This window comes from Roseateles sp. P5_E11, assembly GCF_054049355.1.
The window spans coordinates 1-13,828 of record NZ_JBFUMO010000108.1 but is presented as its reverse complement, the minus strand read 5'-3'; the positions used below and the strand labels follow the sequence as shown (position 1 = coordinate 13,828).

Annotated in this window: 12 protein-coding genes and 1 pseudogene; all 13 read left to right on the top strand. The window is 71.2% G+C overall.

The window, feature by feature from the left end; genetic code table 11:
• Window positions 1–757, top strand: a 757-nt coding sequence (locus ACXJKR_RS10760) for a hypothetical protein (RefSeq protein WP_457322845.1), incomplete at its 5' end; no start/stop codon positions are given.
• A 31-nt stretch (window positions 758–788) separates the two neighbouring features.
• Window positions 789–2,657, top strand: coding sequence for a phage tail sheath family protein (locus tag ACXJKR_RS10755; protein ID WP_457322844.1), 1,869 nt, complete (start codon window positions 789–791; stop codon window positions 2,655–2,657).
• A gap of 13 nt (window positions 2,658–2,670) precedes the next feature.
• Window positions 2,671–3,114, top strand: a complete 444-nt coding sequence (locus tag ACXJKR_RS10750) for a phage tail protein (RefSeq protein WP_056197049.1) — start codon at window positions 2,671–2,673, stop codon at window positions 3,112–3,114.
• A gap of 13 nt (window positions 3,115–3,127) precedes the next feature.
• On the top strand, window positions 3,128–4,621 hold the full coding sequence (locus ACXJKR_RS10745) for a hypothetical protein (protein WP_457322843.1): 1,494 nt from the start codon (window positions 3,128–3,130) through the stop codon (window positions 4,619–4,621).
• On the top strand, window positions 4,618–5,097 hold the full coding sequence (locus ACXJKR_RS10740) for a phage tail protein (protein WP_457322842.1): 480 nt from the start codon (window positions 4,618–4,620) through the stop codon (window positions 5,095–5,097). Before ACXJKR_RS10745 ends, ACXJKR_RS10740 begins: the two co-directional genes overlap by 4 nt.
• Window positions 5,094–6,029 (top strand): CIS tube protein, encoded by a 936-nt coding sequence (locus tag ACXJKR_RS10735; protein WP_457322841.1) that lies wholly within the window; start codon window positions 5,094–5,096, stop codon window positions 6,027–6,029. The genes ACXJKR_RS10740 and ACXJKR_RS10735 overlap by 4 nt, the downstream gene beginning before the upstream one ends.
• Before the next feature lie 12 nt (window positions 6,030–6,041).
• Window positions 6,042–6,233, top strand: coding sequence for a hypothetical protein (locus ACXJKR_RS10730; RefSeq protein ID WP_457322840.1), 192 nt, complete (start codon window positions 6,042–6,044; stop codon window positions 6,231–6,233).
• 12 nt (window positions 6,234–6,245) lie between these two features.
• Window positions 6,246–7,340: a phage late control D family protein gene (locus ACXJKR_RS10725; protein WP_457322839.1), complete on the top strand. Its 1,095-nt coding sequence runs from the start codon at window positions 6,246–6,248 to the stop codon at window positions 7,338–7,340.
• A gap of 1 nt (window position 7,341) precedes the next feature.
• Window positions 7,342–8,055, top strand: coding sequence for a phage baseplate assembly protein V (locus tag ACXJKR_RS10720; protein WP_457322838.1), 714 nt, complete (start codon window positions 7,342–7,344; stop codon window positions 8,053–8,055).
• Window positions 8,056–8,061: 6 nt separating this feature from the next.
• Window positions 8,062–9,669 (top strand): hypothetical protein, encoded by a 1,608-nt coding sequence (locus ACXJKR_RS10715; RefSeq protein WP_457322837.1) that lies wholly within the window; start codon window positions 8,062–8,064, stop codon window positions 9,667–9,669.
• A gap of 6 nt (window positions 9,670–9,675) precedes the next feature.
• A complete protein-coding gene (locus ACXJKR_RS10710) occupies window positions 9,676–10,080 on the top strand; it encodes a GPW/gp25 family protein (protein WP_457322836.1) in 405 nt (134 codons plus the stop codon).
• A 4-nt stretch (window positions 10,081–10,084) separates the two neighbouring features.
• The gene (locus ACXJKR_RS10705) at window positions 10,085–12,349 is read left to right on the top strand and encodes a putative baseplate assembly protein (RefSeq protein WP_457322835.1); all 2,265 of its coding nucleotides are present in this window, start codon (window positions 10,085–10,087) and stop codon (window positions 12,347–12,349) included.
• A 2-nt stretch (window positions 12,350–12,351) separates the two neighbouring features.
• Window positions 12,352–13,828, top strand: a pseudogene (locus tag ACXJKR_RS10700) (hypothetical protein); the annotation flags it as partial.

Genomic DNA, 13,828 nt, shown 5'->3' with positions numbered 1-13,828 from the left:
CCACAGCATCGAGACCGACGTGCGCCGCGTCTGGGGCGCGCTGCGCTTCGTCGATGCCATGTCGGGCCACACCATCGACAGCCCGCTGCGCGTCGACCTGCCCGGCGCCCGGCTGCAGCGCAACCGCAGCGGTTTCTTCGTCGTCACGGCTCTGGACGATGCCGCCAATTTCGACGCCCGGCGCGACTATGAAAACGCCTTCGACCCCATCCCGCCCGCCCCGGCACTGTCACTGCCTGGCACGGTGAGCGACCCCGCCGGCCGCTATCTGCCGCGTCGTTTCACGTTGGCATTGCCCCGTTCGCCACTCCCAGCTGCACCGGCTGAAACGGCTCCGCTGTTCGAAGCCGCCACCATCACCCTCGACCCCACCACCGCCACCGCTCTCCTCCCCACATGGGCCGCTCTGCGCCTGAGCGTGCGCCGCGCTGGCGCGCCCGCGGCGCAGGCGGCCATCCGCGTGCACCGCAGCGGCAGCGAGACCGTGCTCGGTCGCGGCATGACGGACGTGCGCGGCGAGGCGTTGGTGGCCGTCGTCGGCGTCGCGCAGATCACGCCGGGTGCCGAGGAACTGGTGGTCGAGACCGAGATCGCTGTCGACATCACGGTCAGCGCCGACACCACGCTGGCGCCCGGCGCCCTCGTCGACCCCGACCTGCTGGCCGACCGCCCCCTGGGCGCCGGTCTCTCTCGACTCATCGTGCCGCGCAACCTCGCCAGCGGCCGCATCGAAGTGATGAACCTGACGCTCCCCTGAGCCCTGCTTGACCGATTGAAGGAGGCACACCATGCCCGAATACCTCGCCCCAGGCGTGTACGTGGAAGAAACCAGCTTTCGAGCCAAGTCCATCGAAGGCGTGGGCACGAGCACCACGGCCTTCGCCGGCCCCACGCGCAAGGGCCCTATCGCCACGGCCGAGCTGCTGCCCGAGATCCTGACCAGCTTCGCCGACTTCGAGCGCATCTACGGCGGCACGGCCAATCTCGACCTGCAGGCCGACGCGATCAACTTCCTGGCGCATGCCGTGCGGGCCTATTTCAACGAGGGCGGTTCGCGGCTCTACGTGGCGCGCGTGTTCCTGGCGCGCGGCGCCAACGACTCCGGCCTGGCAAGCACGGCCGACCTGCGCCCCGCCGCCGTCGCGCCCGCGGTACTGGCGGCGGAGGACGACACCAACCGCATCCGCTTCGTCGCCCGCTTCCCGGGCGCCAGTGGCAACGGCGCCGTGCCCACCCGTGAGCAGCCCCAGCTGCGCGGCATCCAGACGCGGGAAATCATCGCGCCCGCCCCGCAGCGCGTGCTGGACAGCACGCCCCTGGGCTCGCTGGCCCGCAGCGGTGTGGCCGCGCTCCACAGCTACTTCGTCAAGCGTGCCGATGGCTGGCATGCGCTCACCGACGCCGGCGATGGTGCCGTCACCGCACCCGACGCTGCCGCCCAGGCCGCCATCGCCGCCGCCGGCAACCAGGCCCAGCGCGACGCCGCGGCAGCCCTGCTCGCCTCCGTCTCGCTGATCACGCTGGCCGTCATTGCGACCGACGCCGATGGCGGCAGCCTGGCCATCGACGACCTCGGCTACGACCGCGGCCACCCACGCTGGCTCGGCACCGTGATGCCGCCGCAACCCAACCGGCGCGTCGACCAGATCGAGAACCTCTACGCCGCCAACCTCGGCAGCGCCGTCAACGCCTTCCAGCTGCTCGCCGCCTTGTTCCCGACGGCCGCCAACGCCACCGGCCGCCGCGGCTCCTTCGCGTTGACCGGCGGCAACGACGGCGCCGAGCCCATGGACGCCAGCTACATCGGCGCCTTCGCCGCCCTGGCCAAACTCGACGACATCGCCATCGTCGCTGCCCCCGGCTCCAGCGCCTATGCCGCGCGCGACGCCATCCGCAACTCGCTGATCACCCACGCCGAAGGCCGGCGCATGTACCGCATCGCCGTGCTCGACACCAACACCGGCCTCAACGCCGGTGCCGCGCGCGAAGCCCGCGCCACCATCGACAGCAAATACGCCGCGATGTACTACCCCTGGGTCGTCATCGCCAACCCCAATGCACGCCCCGGCCGCGACGACATCCCGCGCGAGATCGCCCTGCCGCCGTCGGGCTTCGTCTGCGGCATCTATGCGCGCAACGACATCGAGCGCGGCGTGTTCAAGGCACCTGCCAACGAAGTCGTGCGCGGCGCGCTGCGTTTCGAGCGCGATGTCAGCTTTGGCGAGCAGGAGGTGCTCAACCCGCTGGGCGTCAACTGCCTGCGCTACTTCCCGGGCCGCGGCTACCGAGTCTGGGGCGCGCGCACGGCCAGCAGCGACCCCGAGTGGAAGTACGTCAATGTGCGGCGTTACTTCAACTACCTGGAAGCGTCCATCGACCGCAGCACCCAGTGGGCCGTGTTCGAGCCCAACGGCGAGCGCCTGTGGGCCAACATCCGCGAAACCATCGCGCAGTTCCTCTACAACGAGTGGCGCAATGGCGCCCTGCTGGGCGGCAAGGCCGAGGAGGCCTATTTCGTGCGCTGCGACCGCTCGACGATGACGCAGAACGACCTGGACAACGGCCGCCTGGTCTGCCAGATCGGCGTCGCGGCGCTCAAGCCGGCCGAGTTCGTGATCTTCCGCATCGGCCAGAAGACCGCCGATTCAAGAGACTGACTAGGAGCAACCCATGGCACGCAAAGTCCCTTACGGCGCCTTCAACTTCCTCGTCAACTTCGACGGCGCGGAAGCCTTCGGCGGCTTCTCCGACGTCTCCGGCCTCGGCTCGGAAATCACCGTGGCCGAGTACCGCTACGGCAACGACGCCGAGAACCATGTGCGCAAGATCCCCGGCGTCCACAAGGTCGGCGACGTGACGCTCAAGCGCGGCATCATCAGCTCCAAGTCTCTGTGGGACTGGGTGAAGGAGACCCGCACCACCGGCGTCAACGCGCAGAAGAACATCTCCATCACCCTGCTCGACGAGGCCCGCAACCCGGTGCAGGTCTGGCTGCTGCGCAACGCCATCCCGCTCAAGTACACCGGTCCGACGCTCGCGGCCAAGGGCGGCGGCGACGTGGCCATGGAAGAGCTGGTGCTGTCGTCCGAAGGTCTGGAGATCGAGGCCGCGTGAGCGGGCCGCTTCCATGTACGGACTGAGCTTCGAGTCGACCCGCCCTGTCGAGCGCCCGCATCCGGCCCGCGCCGACATCGCGCTGTTCGTGGGCTGGACGACGCGCCGCGCCAGCGTGGCGCTGCCGCGGGCGATGTCGGATTGGTTGAATGCGCGGGGCTTCAAGGACGCCGCCCTGCGCGAGACCCTGCTCGGCATGCCGGCGCCCATCGACACCTGGGACGCCTTCGACAGCCTTTTCGACTGGCATGCCCGCGCCGTGCAGGGGCGCAGCGAACTCGCCGACGACTGGCTGGGCCTGGCGGTGCGCGACTTCTTCGCCAACGGCGGGCGCAAGGCCTATGTGCTGTGCCTGGGCCTGCCCTGGCCACTGGGCTCGACACCCGCCGTGACGCTGTTCGACGCGCTGGACGTCGCCATGCAGCAGGCATGGACGCTGGATGACGTCAGCTTCGTGCTGGCGCCCGACCTGCCCGAGCTGCACGCGAATCTGAACCAGCCTCCCATCCCCGGCGACCCAGGCGTGGCTGCCGTCGTGCCCGAAGTCTTTGTCGAATGCGGCACGCCCACCTTCGCCACGCCGCCGACCAACGGCGTGCGGCAACTTGCGGCGCCGCGGCTGTCCGACGCGGCCTTCGAACTCTGGAACAGCAATGTGCTGAGGCTGCGCAACACGCTCGCGCGACAGCGCCGCGACCTGATGCTGCTCGTCGCCGCGCCGCTGGCCGCCCGCGACACCCAGGCCGCGCGCCAGCTCAGCGCCGCCATCACGCTGCAGACCAGCATGGTGGAGTGCGCCACGCCCTGGCTGCTGCCACTGCGCGAGGTGCGCACACCCGAAGGCCTGATCCCGCCCGACGGCGCGCTGGCCGGGCTGATCGCCGCCTCGGTACTCGCCAACGGCCCGGTGCGGCCGGCGGCGGGCCAGGCGCCCATGGGCGTGCTGGCCGTCGTGCCCCAGCCGCGCGACGAGGAGCTGCGCTCGCCCCCGCGCGGCCAGTTCGCCGGCTATCTGTCCAGCCTCGACAGCCGCCGCAGCGGTTGGCCGCTGGCCGAGACCTTTGCCCTCTTCGGCCCCACGGCCAACGGCATCCGCCTGCTCAGCGACCCGTCGCTGAGTGCCGTGCGCGAATGGCGCAGCGCCGGCGTCGTGCGCCTGCTGGGCCAGTTGCTGCGCACGGCCCGCATGGTCGGCGCGACGCTCGTCTTCGAGACCTCCGGCGAAGCCCTGTGGGCGCGGGTGCGCAGCCGTTTCGAGGACATGCTGGCCAGCTACTGGCAGGCCGGCGCCCTGCGCGGTAGCAGCGCGTCCGAAGCCTTCACGGTGCGCTGCGACCGCAGCGTGATGACGCAGAGCGACCTGGACGCCGGCCGTGTCATCGTCCTGGTGCAGTTCGCACCGCAAGCCGCCATCGAACACATCCGCATCGAACTGGCCCTGGCCGAGGACGGCAGCGTCAACTGGCAGGACGCCGAACTCCTCGCCCACACCGCGGAGGCCGCATGAGCGCCGATGCCAAGGCCGCCCCGATCGGCGTCTTCAATTTCCACGTGTCGTTCAGCCGCGACCCGGTGGACGGCAGCGGCGGCGACGACGCGACGCTCTGCCAGGGCGCCTTCAGCGAGCTGACCGGCCTGGAAGCCACGATGGAGCCACGCAGCATCCGCGAAGGCGGCCGCAACTGGGGCAGCGTGCAGCGCCCCGGCGGCGTCAACTTCGCCACCGTCGTGCTCAAGCGCGGCATCACCCGCTCGCGCGATCTCTGGCAATGGTTCGAGCTGCTGGGCCAGGGCGGCTATGTGAACCGCCTCAAGGCCGAGATCGAGATCCGCAGCACAACCGGCGAGCGCGTCATGGGCTGGACCCTGCGCCGCGCCATGCCCGTCAAGTTCAAGGCCGCCGACCTCAATGCGCGCGGCACCGACGTGGGCGTGGAAGAGCTGCACATCGTCCACGAAGGACTGGAGCACTCGACATCATGACCGCACCGAACGTGGTCAAGGCCAAGATCGTCCTGCAGCGCAATGGCCAGGACATCGACACCGTCGAGGTGCACTTCAACCCGGTGTCGCTGCAGGTCGAGATCACCAACTCCACCAGCCCGCAAAGCGGCAGCGGCAGCACCACGCAAACGGCCACGCAGTCCAGCGCCAAGCTCGGCCTGGACTTGCTGTTCGACACCACCCACACCGGCGAAGACGTGCGCACCATCACGCGCCGCCTGCGCGCCGCCGTGCGCTCGCCCGATGCCACCGGCACGCAGAGCGCCGAGGCCAGCGCCGCCTTCACGCCGCCGACGCTGCGCTTCGAGTGGGGCACCTTCACCTTCACCGGCATCTCGGACAGCTACCGCGAAACGCTGGACTTCTTCTCGCCCGAAGGCGTACCGCTGCGCTCCACCGTGGCCCTGGCCCTGAAGGAGCAGCCCAACGAGTTCAGCGCCCTGGAGCGCGACAACCCGTCTGCCGCCAACGCCTCGCGTGCGCGCAGCAGCGCCTTCGAGGTGGCGGGCGGGCTGGGTGGTGCTGCCGGCATCGCCGGCCTGGGTGGTGACCTGCGCGCCGCTCGCGCCATCGCCAGCATGAATGGCGAGGTCAGCCTGCGCTTCTCGGCCGGCGCGACGCTGGCTGTCGGCGCCAAGGTCGAACTCAAGGCTGCGGTGTCGTTCGCCGGCGGTGCGGGTGTCGGCGGCATTGGCGCAGGAATCGGCGCGGGTGCCGGCATTGGCCTCTCCGCCTCCGCGCCGACGCTGCGTTTCGACGCCGGCCGCCTCGCCCCGCCACCAGCGGCCCAGCAACTCGCCACCGACGTCGGTGCCGGCTTCAGCATCGACGGCCGCGCCCTGCCCGGCGCCGCCGCCGGCCTGCGCGCCAATGTTGGCCAGACGCCGCGCGCCCTTCGTTTCGACGACTGAACAGGAGCACTCATGCCCGTCTTCATCGATGAAATCGTCGTCGACGTTCCGCCGCCGGAGAGCACCGCCGGCCAGCAGTCCCGCGACGCCCAGGGTGCGGCCAACGCCACGCCCACGCCGGCCTGGACGCCCGAATTCGCCCACATGCTCGACCAGCAACTCAGCGTCGCCCTCGAGCGCCGCGCGCGCCTGCTGGCCGACTAGGACTCACCGGCCATGCCTCCCGAAACCAGCGAACGCCCGGTCTCCTCGCGCACCGCCTACAGCGCGCGGCCGACGCTGCGCGTGGACGGTCAGGCCCTGCCCGCGCTGGACGATCTCGTGCGAACCTTCTCCGTCACCGAGGCCGAGGGCGGCATGAGCAGCCTGTCGCTCGGCATGGGCAACTGGGGCATGGTCGGCGGCAGCCTGGGCCTGGTGTTCGACGCCGGCGGACCCATCAAGCTCGGTGCCCGCGTGCAGCTCTATGCCGGCGAGACCTCCGGCCCCATCGAGATCTTCGACGGCCAGATCCACGCCATCGAAGCCAGCGGCTCCGTCGGCGCACCGCCGAGCCTGCTGGTGCTGGCCGAGGACAAGCTGTACGCCGCGCGCATGAGTCGGCGCAGCAAGAGCTACGAGGCGTCGAGCGTGGAAGACGTTGTGCAGACCATCGCCAGCAGCCACGGCCTCACCGTCGATGCCACCGGCCTGCCCAGCGGCAACGCGCTGTGGGTGCAGATGAATGAAAGCGATCTGTCATTCCTGCGCCGCGTGCTGAGCCGCAGCGATTGCGAGATGCAGGTGATCGGCAGCACGCTGCAGGTGCGCAGCAGCGCCGACATGGACCGGGGCACGCTGGACCTCACGCTCTACAGCCAGCTGCAGGAGGTGCGCGTCATCGCCGACCTGTCCAGCCAGGTCACCGAGGTCATGGCGCGTGGCTTCGACCCGGCCGCCGGCAACGACTTCACCAAGACCAGCACCGGCGCTCAACCCGGTCCGGGAAGCGGCCGCACGGGCGCCTCGCTGTTGTCCGATATCGGCATCGAGCGCAGTGAGAACCTCGGCGCCCTGCCCTGCCGCAACGACACCGAAGCCCAGGCCCTCGCCGACGCCGCCTTCGACCAGCGCGCCCGCCAGTTCGTGCGCCTGCACGGCCGCACCGAGGGCAATGCCGGCCTGCGCGTGGGCAGCCGCGTGAACCTGCACGGCGTCGGCCGGMGCTTCGACAACTGCTACGCCGTGGTCGAGGCGCGCCACCGCTTCGATCCGACGAGCGGCTATGTGACCGAGTTTGTCGCCCAGTCGGCCTTCATCGCCGACAACTGATATGGACCGCGCCCCCTTCACCTTCGCCCCCGCCGGCAACCCACCGGCCCTCGGCCCGGCCTGGCTGGGCGGCGGCGTCTTCATGGCCGACGTGACCGACATCAAGGACCCCGACAACCGCGGCCGCGTCAAGGTGCGCGTCCATGGCGTGGACGAGCAGAGCGGCGACGCCGAGATCTGGGCCATGCTGGTGGCGCCCTTCGCCGGCAACAACCGCGGTTCCTGGTGGGTGCCCGACGTCGGCGACCTCGTGGCCGTGGCCTTCGTGCAGGGCGACGCACGCATGCCCATCGTGCTGGGCGGCCTCTGGCATGGCGCCGCCTCACCGCCCGAGAGCATGGACGGCGCCGGCAACAACTTCCTGAAGGTGCTTCGCTCGCGCAATGGCGTCAAGGTCACCCTCGACGACCAGGACGGTCAGGAAAAGCTCATCCTCGAAACCCCCGGTGGCCAGAAGCTGACGCTCAAGGACGGCCCGGGCTCCTGCGAGCTGGTCGACTCCAACGGCAACAGCATCAAGCTCGAGAGCAGCGGCATCACCATCACCGCTTCGGCCACCGTCACCGTCAATGCGGCGACGGTCAAGGTCAGCGCCGGCATGGTCAATGTGGATGCCGGCATGTCCAAGTTCAGCGGCGTGGTCCAGTGCGACACGCTGATCACCAACGCCGTCGTGTCGTCGAGCTATACGCCCGGCGCGGGCAATATTTGGTGAACTGACATGGCAGCCGTCATGGACGTCCACCCCCACCACGCCGTCGCCGTGGGTGGGCCGTCGCGCCAGCACCCGCATGCGCCGGCCGTCCTTGTCGACATCGAGGCCGGCGACTTCGTCGCCGCGCTCAGCGAAGCCATCACGTCCACCACTTGGCCCCGCTTCGGCTGGCCGGCCTCGCTGCCCATCGCCCGCCTGCCCGACCAGGGCGCCCCGCGCGCGCTGTTCCAACCCATCCACCGGCGCTTCAACCTGGTGCTGTTTGACACGCACTGCGAAATCTTCGGCTCGCCGCGGCTGGACCCGAAGAAGATCGAGTCCAGCGGCTTTGTCGTGCGCCGCTGGGCCGGCCCGGATGACCTGAACTCCCAGGCCCTGGCCGACCCGCACAACTGGCAGGCCTGGCAGGCCAACGGCTGGCGCACCCTGCCCAACGCCGCCGCCTTTGACGCGGACCCCGACCCTGCCCGCCGCCCCGTGCCGCGCACCGGCAACCCCGGCGTCGACGCCCGCCTGGCCGCGCTGCGCGCCGTCCATCCGGCCGAGGCGGTGAACCCGCTGCATGCCCTGATGCCCGCCGTCTGCGATGCCGCCAAACGCAGTTTGCTTTACGGCGTCGTGCCCACCAGCGAAGCCCTGCGCAAGCCGACCGACGCCGCCGTGGACTACGCCGCCGCCCGCGCGCCCGGCTCTACCGCGCGGGACAGCTTCACGGCTCATCTGTCGCCCTATCTATCGCGCGCCAGCATCCGCCCCCTGCCCGGTGCTCGCTCGAATTTCGACGCCACCTGGCTCAACGGCAGCGACCCGGTGGACGCGAGTGAGGCCGACAGCGGCGACAGCGCCGCCATGCGCGAGCAGTTCGCCGCCTTCATCCGCCAACTGGCCTTCGAGTTCGACATCAACGGCCGCGGCAGGGCCCTGCTGCTGCTGCTCGACGAACTGGCCATTGGCCGCAACATCACCACGCTGGGCATCACGACCCGCGTTGCCATCGGCGGCGCGGCCTTCCTGCAGGCCTGCGTGCGCGTCGCCACCGACGTTGACGCCGGCGGCGTCGACATCCCCGACGACTTCGGCCCCGTCCCCGCCGGCTGGCTGGACCGCTTCACCAACGCGGCCCTGACCGTGCTCGAAGGCCGCGCCGCCGAAGCGCGCACGCTGGAGGGTCGTTTCGACGACGCTGAGGCCCTCTACGCCATCCGCGCCTTCGTGCGCGTGCGCAGCGAGGCCGGCTGCCCGACCCGCCTGGTCTGGAGCGACATGACGCCGCTCTACCGCGTGGCCCCCTGGTTCGCCTCCACCGGCACGCCCCAGGCCCGCATCTCGCTGCCTGCTTTCGACCGCGCGTCCCTCGCCGCCATGAAGCCCAACGTCGCCTTCGACGTGCCGCCTGGCCTGGCCAACCTGCTGATGCGCAACAAGCCCGAGGACTTCATGAAGAAGCCGAAGGCGGTCAGCGAGATCGGCATCGGCTGGCTGTGCTCGTTCTCGATTCCCATCATCACGATCTGCGCCTTCATCCTGCTCAATGTCGTGCTGTCTCTGCTCAACCTCGTGTTCTTCTGGCTGCCGCTGGTGAAGATCTGCCTGCCGGTGCCCAAGAAGAAATAAGACACCATGGCCCGCAAGCTCGCCCCCGAACTCTCCCCGCCGATCGGCTTCCCGCTGCTTGGCCGGCCCGACGCCGACGGCCGCTGGGCCTGGCCGGGCTTGGCGCGCAGCGTGGCCGACGGCCTGCGCTGCGTGCTCGCCACGCGGCCGGGCGAGCTGCTGATGCACCCTGACTTCGGTGCCGGCGTGCAGGACTTCCTGAACCAGCCCAACAACCTCACCGTGCGCGCCCGCCTGCACGAGCGAATCAGTGGCGCTATAGGCCGCCTGGAGCCGCGCKCCCAGGTGGAGCGCATCGACGTGGACGAGGACCCCGAAGACCCGCGCGTCGTCCACATCGCCGTGCACTACCGGCTGCGCCGCACCGGTGAACCGCAGCGCATGGCGCTGGCCTTGACCCTGGGAAGCTGAGGACATGCCGCTGCCCATCCCCCTGCTGGACGACCGCCGCGCCGACGATCTCGTCGCCGACCTGCTCGCCCGCATCCCCGCCCACACACCGGAGTGGACCGACGCGCGCGTGGGCGACCCCGGCCGCACGCTGATCGAGCTCTTTGCCTTCCTCGGCGACGCCCTGCTCTACCGCGCCAACCAGGTGCCCGAGCTGCAGCGCTGCGTCTTCCTGAACCTGCTGGGCATGGGCCTCAAGCCCGCGCGGATGGCCCGCGGCCTGGTCACGCTGCGCCTGCCCGACGAGGCTCGTGAAGCGCTGGACCTGCGCGAGCGAGCCACCATCAACCGCCCTGTGCCCTTCGAGACGGCGCAGGAAATCAGCGTGGCGCCGGTCACCGGCGAGGTCTACCTGAAGCAGCKCGTCACGGCCGACGACCACCCCGAGCTGGCCGACACTCTGGCCCAGCTCGGCGCCCTCTACGGCGGCCGCACGCTCGACGCCTACCAGACCCAGCCGCTGTTCGCCGACGGCGCGGTCGACGCCGGCGTGGACATCGTGGCCGACAGCGTCGACGGCTGCCTGTGGATCGCCCTGCTGGCGCCCAAGCCGGCGCGCGGCGAATCCCTCATCACGCTGCGCCAGCGCTGCGTCCAGCAGCTGGCGCGCAACACGGCGGGTGCGGCGCGCCTGCTCAACATCGGCCTGGTGCCGGCGCTGACCGTGCCCGACGACCAGGAACTCGTCGGCGAGCGCGAGCGCATCGGCGTCAGCTGGGAGATCTCGGTCGGCGGCGCCCGCGCCACCGACTACCAGACCCTCGACCCTTCCGGCAACGACAGCACCGACGGCCTGCGCCGCGCCGGTGTCGTGCGGGTGCTGATGCCCGGCCCCGAGCTGATCGGCGTGGGCGACTCGGCCCGCGGCATCGACGCTGTCTCCGGCGTGGACGACGAACCGCCGCGCCTGGACGACCCCGACCGCGCCCAGCGCCTCGTCGCCTGGCTGCGCATGAAGCCCGCCGCTGGCGTGCAGCGCCTGCGCCTGAGCTGGGCCGGCCTGCACGCCGTGCAGATCGAACAGGGCGTGACGACCCAGGGCTTGGTGGTCGCGCAGACCTCCGGCCAGCCCGGCGAGGTCATCGCTCTGCCGCTGCGCAATGTCCAGCCCGACAGCCTGCAGCTCGAGATTGCCGAACCCGGCATGCAATACGCGGCCTGGACGCGCGTGGACGACCTGGCGCTGGTGTCGCACCGCGCCGAGCTGGCTCGCGACGCCCGCGCCTACGAGCTGGACGCCGAGTCCGGCCAGGTGCGCTTCGGCGACGGCATGCGCGGCCGCCTGCCGCCGCCGGGCTCGCGGGTGCGCATCGTCTCGGCCCGCTCCGGCGGCGGCCGCGCCGGCAATCTCGCGCCGGGGCTGCTGAAAGACATCGTCGCGACCACCATCAACGCCAGCGGCCTGTCCGGCGCCGTGGTCAACACGCTCAAACTCTCGCAGCCCGTTGCCACCCAGGGCGGCGAAGACGCCGAGGACGTCGATGCCGCCCAGCAGCGCATCCCCGCCATGCTGCGCCACCGCGAGCGCGCCGTGACGGCCGACGACTACGCCAGCCTGGCCCGCGAGACGCCCGGCATGGACATTGGCCGCGTGGAAGTGCTGCCGCGCTTTGCGCCGCGCACACGGGCCTTCGGCATTCCCGGCGTCGTCGCCGTCATGGTGCTGCCGGGCACGGCCAGCGGCGAGGTCGGCACCGCGCCCAACCCGCGCGCCGACCGGCCGCTGATCGAGGCCGTCCACGCCTGGCTGGAACCGCGCCGGCCGCTGGCGACCGAGCTGAATGTCATCGGCTGTGAATACCTGCCGCTGTCCGTTTCCATCGCGGTTGGCCTGCGCGACGGCGCGCCGCGCGAGGAGACGCTGGCGGCTGTGCGCCTGGTGATCCGGCGGCTGTTGTGGCCACTCGCGCCGGGCGGTTTCGACGGCAATGGCTGGCCGCTGGGCCGCGCCCTGGCCGACCGTGAGCTGGAGGTCGAAGCCGCCCGCGTGCCAGGCGTGGCGACGGTGGCCGGCGTCAATCTCTTCACCGGCGGGCCGGGCGCCTGGGCTCTTGCCGGCCGCGACGCCAACGGCCTGCAGCAGGTCGCCCTCGCGCCGTGGCAGCTGCCGGAGCTGATGCAGGTGCTGGTGGAAGTGGGCAATGCACCGGCTATCAGCCTGGCACCGGATACGGCCTCTGGCAACGGTGGCAGCCGCGTAGCCGTGCCCGTCATCGTGGACCTCTGCTGATCATGGACGCCAACTCGCAACGCTTCTGGCTCTGGTCGCGACCGGCGGACTGGGCCGTAGAAGACGGCTGCGCAATCGCGCCGCGCGACGCGACCCACGGCGGCGTGGAAGAAGTGCTGTCGCTGGCCTCGGAACTGGGCGTGCCGCCGATGCTCGACGGCGTCTCGCGCCTGGCCAGCGCCGAGACCGAGCTGGCCATGCTGCCGCTGCTGMGCGACCGCTTCGGCAGCTACGCCCGCTGGGACCCGCGGCCCACGCCCGAAGGCCCGGGCGGTTCGCTGATGGGCTTTGGCGCCTTCCCCGGCGAGGTGCCGCGCTACGCCACCTCGGCGCCCGGCGCGCCCACGGCGATGGCCATTGATGCCGACGATCGCATCGTCTTTGCTTTCGCCGACCGCGTGGAACTCTTCGACCTGCGCGAGCGCCACGAGCCGGTGCGCCTGGAGCTGCCGCCGCTGTTCACGCCGCAAGCCGTCGCCTGCGATGCCCAGGGCGGGCGCTGGCTGCTCGACCGCACGAATCGACGCCTGGCCGTGCTGGCCGGCACGCCCTTCCCCGAGCGCGGCGACGTGGTGCGCGACGCGGGCACCTTCCGCCCGCAGCCCGAGAACGCCGACGACGCGCGCCTCGAACTGCTGCCCGAGGCCCTGCTCGACCCCGCTTTGCGCCCCGTAGCGCTGGCCGCCAGCCCGCAAGGCCGGCTCGCGGTGATCGCCTGGGGGCCGGATGGCGAGCTGCATCTGAGCGTGTTCCATGGCCTGGAGCGCAAGAGCGCCATCCTCGAAGGCGCCGAATACGCCCACGCCGTCGCCTGGCTGGACGAGGCCGACATCGCCCTGCGCGTGTCCGACCTGGCCGAAGCGCTGGTCTACCCGGCCGATGCTGCGGCGCGACAGGCGCCCCTGGGCCGCCGCTACCCGAGCGCCGATGCGGCAACCGGCGGTTTCGTCGCCTCACAGGACTGGCCGCCGCAGCTGCCGCTGGTACGCCCGCAGGACGTGCCCGACGCACCGGAAAACGCCACCTTCAGCCGCGCCCTCGTGCCCCTGTCCTGGCGCGGTTTCGCCGCCAGCGGCACGGCGCAGGGCCGCACGGTGGACACGCAGTCCCTCGATCTCGTCTGGCACCGCCTCTACCTCGAAGCCGTGATCCCGCCCGGCTGCGGCGTGCTGGCGGAACTGCGTGCCACGGACGAAGAGACGTTCAGCGGCGCCTGGTGGCCGCACTGGTTCGGCGACACCAGCGCCCTGCAGGCCGACCTGCAAGCCACGTTGCAGACGGGCACGCCCCGCGCCGCCTGGCTGGCCTGCCCCAGCGAGCTGCCCCATCACGCCAGCCTGCTCGGCTGCGCACCACAGGCGAACCGCGTCGGCCTGTTCGGCGCCCTGGTGCAGCGCGCCGGCATGCAGCTGCGCGAGCTGCGCGGCCGCCGCCTGCAATTGCGTGTGACGCTCTATGGCAACGGCCGCGCCACGCCGC